The 4,032-nt window shown below is 39.9% G+C and carries 6 protein-coding genes; 5 read left to right on the top strand and 1 reads right to left on the bottom strand.

Going from position 1 to position 4,032, the window contains the following annotated elements:
* The first annotated feature begins 125 nt into the window (after window positions 1-125).
* The 5 genes from A3757_RS17350 to A3757_RS17325 all read left to right on the top strand — a co-directional run bounded on the left by A3757_RS17350 (window position 126) and on the right by A3757_RS17325 (window position 2,949).
* Entirely contained in the window at window positions 126-449 is a 324-nt protein-coding gene (locus tag A3757_RS17350) for a hypothetical protein (RefSeq protein ID WP_156491496.1), read from the top strand.
* Between the two features lie 82 nt (window positions 450-531).
* Window positions 532-870 carry a hypothetical protein gene (locus tag A3757_RS17345; RefSeq protein ID WP_068567667.1) on the top strand — a complete coding sequence of 113 codons (339 nt, stop codon included), beginning with the start codon at window positions 532-534 and terminating at the stop codon, window positions 868-870.
* Window positions 871-901: 31 nt separating this feature from the next.
* Entirely contained in the window at window positions 902-1,252 is a 351-nt protein-coding gene (locus A3757_RS17340) for a hypothetical protein (protein WP_068567669.1), read from the top strand.
* Between the two features lie 496 nt (window positions 1,253-1,748).
* Window positions 1,749-2,354, top strand: coding sequence for a tyrosine-type recombinase/integrase (locus A3757_RS17330; RefSeq protein WP_068567309.1), 606 nt, complete (start codon window positions 1,749-1,751; stop codon window positions 2,352-2,354).
* A 31-nt stretch (window positions 2,355-2,385) separates the two neighbouring features.
* Window positions 2,386-2,949, top strand: a complete 564-nt coding sequence (locus tag A3757_RS17325) for a hypothetical protein (protein WP_068567307.1) — start codon at window positions 2,386-2,388, stop codon at window positions 2,947-2,949.
* A gap of 163 nt (window positions 2,950-3,112) precedes the next feature.
* Here the strand turns inward: A3757_RS17325 and A3757_RS17320 are convergent, their stop codons facing one another.
* Window positions 3,113-3,826, bottom strand: coding sequence for an NUDIX domain-containing protein (locus tag A3757_RS17320; RefSeq protein ID WP_068567305.1), 714 nt, complete (start codon window positions 3,824-3,826; stop codon window positions 3,113-3,115).
* Window positions 3,827-4,032 lie beyond the last annotated feature (206 nt).

Below are 4,032 nucleotides of genomic sequence, written 5' to 3'. Positions count from 1 at the left end.
AGTAAATATTAAAGTTTTATTTACAGTTAATAGAGGTCGGTTTAGACGGTCTCAAATAGGTTGATAGTAGAAACTTCAAGCTTCAACCGGGCGTTGTTAAAAAGAGAAAAATGGAGAATCACTCAGTGAAGAAAGTTATTCTGACGCTATTATGTCTTGTATCATTTCAGGTCCATGCTTGGGACGCCAATGGTAAAGTCAAAATAACAAAGTTAATTGCTCAAAATTCGCCGGGGCTGTTTATAATTGAGACTGAGCCTTCGACAATTGGCAATACTAGTTGTACTTATCATGTCAAACCGCGGTGGGATGCATCAGCAGTTCTTTCAAAAGAAATGTACTCTATGGCTCTAGTAGCATCAGCGGCAAATAAACCAATTAATATTTATATTGATGGTTGTGTTTCAAATTACCCCAAAATTGAGCGGATGGAATTATTGGTCGATTAGGACCAACAGTTCATGTAACTAGATATACCAGCACTGCCTACAACAGGTTGAAACAAGCTCTTACAGTTTTTGGGAATTATATATGATAGAGCGAATTGGTTTTATTCTGTTGTTATCTTTTTCGACTGCATCCGTTGCTTCTACTTTAGCTGGAGCGGTAGTAGATAAGTTGATGGTCGATACGGTTAATGGGGGCATTATGTTTGTTAGCGCAACTGGAACTTATACGGCCTCAGGTTGTACAACAAATTCGACATGGGAATATGTGTTACCACTAAATTCAGAGCTGAGAAAGAGCACGATGGTTTCAATGCTCTTGGCTGCATATGCATCTGGAAAAACAGTGCTGCTGAAAGGAAATGGTGTTTGTGGAGATACGTTTTCATCAATTGAGACTCTTCAGAGAGTGAGTCTGGAATAGGTTGATTAAAGACTAGGGAAAAGGAAGTTTTATGCGATTTGTATGTATGCTTATTCTAGGTTTGTTGTCTTTTGGAGGGATTGCAGGAGCTCAAACTGGTGCATCAGGTTTGGTGGATATCAAGACCCTTAGGATAGGTGGTGGTTTCTTGAGGGTTACTGGAAGTACTGATTTCCAGGACCCGAGTGATTGTAACGGAAGTGGACAAAATAGTAATAGAGACGTGCTAATCTTCGAAGGCATAGATTCTTATAACGAAATAGTCAGTTTTGCGCTAGCTGCAAAAATGGCGAACCAAAAAGTGCAGTTTTGGCTAGATGGTTGCGGAATTGATAGTGGTAGGAACTATCCTAAAGCCAGTTATATTTACTTAATCGACTAAGTTTATATTTAGTCTGAAATAGGTTGTGAAAAGAACAAATTTGAAGGGATCTTATTGTGAAGAAGATAGTATTTTTCTTACTTATAACTAACACCTTAGTTAGCTACGCTGACTATGACACTAACATGCGAGGCCATATAAAAAACATCTTTACATATCCCTATGGATTGGTTTTGTTCAAACTTGACAATCAACCTAATCACCCAACATGTAATAGTGGTTACTTTGCAATTGGTACTGATGTAAGCGAAGCAGGAGCGAATAGAATGTTTTCGATGTTACTTACACTTCATACCAAAAAGGCTGAAGCCTATATTGGGTATGATAGCAAAGGTGATTGCGCAAACGGTTATATCAGAGTTCATAATATTGGTGAGACTAGTACTTAATATTAGGGATGGTGGTCGTCTTAAATAGGGTCTGATGCGTCACTGAAGGCAGTTTTTTGTATTATTGACCATAATGATAACTCTTCTAAACATAAAGGAGAGTTATCATGAATGAAGCCCTAACACCTTCTATAGAAAAGTTAACGGGACAAAAACTACCGCTAAAGATCAATCAGATCTGGGGTATACGTATTCGGCTTGAGCTAAGTCATAAGCGTCGAGACTTAGCTTTGTTCAATCTAGCGATTGATACCATGTTACGTGGATGCGACCTTGTTAAACTGAAAGTTCGTGACGTGTACCGAGGCGATGATGTGCTGTCGAGGTCTACCATCATTCAACAAAAAACAAAACAGCCTGTTCAGTTCGAAATTACGCAAAAGAGTAAGGCATCTATCCTTGATTGGATGAGGCATGCAAACTTAAGTTTTGATGATTACTTGTTCAAGAGTCGGTGCCGTAAGTCTAAACACATTACGACAAGGCAGTATGCCCGCATTGTTGAGGGTTGGGTAAGAGGTCTCGGCTTAGATAGGGTGGCCTATGGTACGCATTCATTACGACGAACAAAGTCGACGATTATCTATCGTGAAACCAAAAATTTAAGAGCTGTTCAAATATTGCTAGGTCATAGAAAAATGGATAGTACGGTAAAATATCTCGGTGTTGAAATCGACGATGCCTTACATATTGCTGAGCAGGTTGATATTTGACGTTTTGAATTGATGAAATGAGAGGCTGAGATTGAAACAAATATTATTAGGTTTGACGGTATTACTATGCTTATCAGCATGTAGCAACCAAGCAATTAAAACCAATGCTTATCCAACACTTAGTGCAGTTGTATCCGGTCAAGACCGCATTCGGTTTGAAGGTAAAGGCGCTGGTGCTGGCATGATGCTTATGTCTTCGTTGGGGCCCGCCGGTATTGCTATTGGCGTGGCTATTGATGAGGGGATTGCCAAAGAAATACACGAAACCTTCTCACGCAAATATCGATTTGTCGACATAGTGAATGAAGAGACTGTAAATTGGTTTGAGCAGCAGTGCTTGAGTGAAACAAGGCCCAAGATATGCAGTCGCAAATCCGTCCAAATCACAATTAATCATTATGGGTTTAAAACCACAGAAGGTGACGATGATCCTGTCATTCCGAAGCTTCAAATTGTCATTGATGCAAAGAGCTACGAATTGGGAAGTGATGCACCTATGAAAGCTCAACCCTTAGCGCAAATCAAACAGAATGCCTCTGCATCAGCTGCGTTATTGAGAGAAGGCTATCAAAGCATTCTCAATCGACTCCAGTAGAGTAGAAATTGCCCGTAAGGTCAATGTCCGATATGTGGACATTTAAGCCCTAGTGAGGCGTTAGGTTGGGCCGCACTGAATTCGCAGACTGTATGCTCAAACATCAAGCCGATAGAAGTTTTTTTATTTTAGATAGAATAGCCAAAAAGATAGCGGATTCATTCTAACTTTCCAAATTCCTCAAAAACTTATATTCCCCAGATTCGTCTTTCATTTTATAAAGTGCTGCTTGGCGTTTGCCACTCGCTTGTTTTTCACCCGTATCAATTAGCAGGTTAGCCTGCTCAATTCGTCTTCTAAATGACTTTTTCTGGATCTCTTTACCTAGAACAATCTCATGTACTTTTTGGAGGTCTGGTAGGGTGAATTTTTCTGGAAGTGCAAAGGCCGGTACGATTGAGTACAGCGCTTTCTGGCGCAAGCGTTCTAGGGCTGCGGTTATCAGCGACTTGTGGTCAAATGCTAGTTCCATTGTTAGTGCTGTCTCTAATGTAATCCATTGCACGTTTGAAACAGAGTCAATGTGAACGCTGCAGTCTTCATAAGCGATTAGCGCGCTAAAGCAAACTGTGACCGACCAACCTCGTTTATCCCGTTTTGGCCCGCCTTGGCTGATTAGCTGCTCTATATAGGGTGGGGCGATCCCTGTCTTTTCCTGTAGCTTTCGAATCGCAGTATCTTGTATCGATGTATCTTTCTTTAAATCTACAAAGCCGCCAGGTAAGCCCCATGTCCCTTGATCAGGATGATTAGCACGCTTTACTAGCAGAACTTTTAAGGTTTCTTCGTGGCATGTAAATAAAACACTATCGACAGTTAAAATCGGACTTTCAAATTCTGTCTTATCATAGCTTTTTAAGTAATCGGCTTCGTTCATCTTTAAGGCTCGTTATAGGGCGTATGTAACCTATTTTAGAGATTCATGTGAGGGATGCAATTTATTTGTGACTTTTCGACACTTTTAGCTTGACTAAAAAGTAACTATAAGACACTATTGTTTAAAAGTGACATATAGACACTAAATGAATTAAAAACAACCTTAGAGGAATCGATTATGTTAGGTATCAAATATTACAAAGCGGA

The organism is Oleiphilus sp. HI0117, from assembly GCF_001635235.1.
This window is presented reverse-complemented; position numbering and strand designations above follow the sequence as displayed.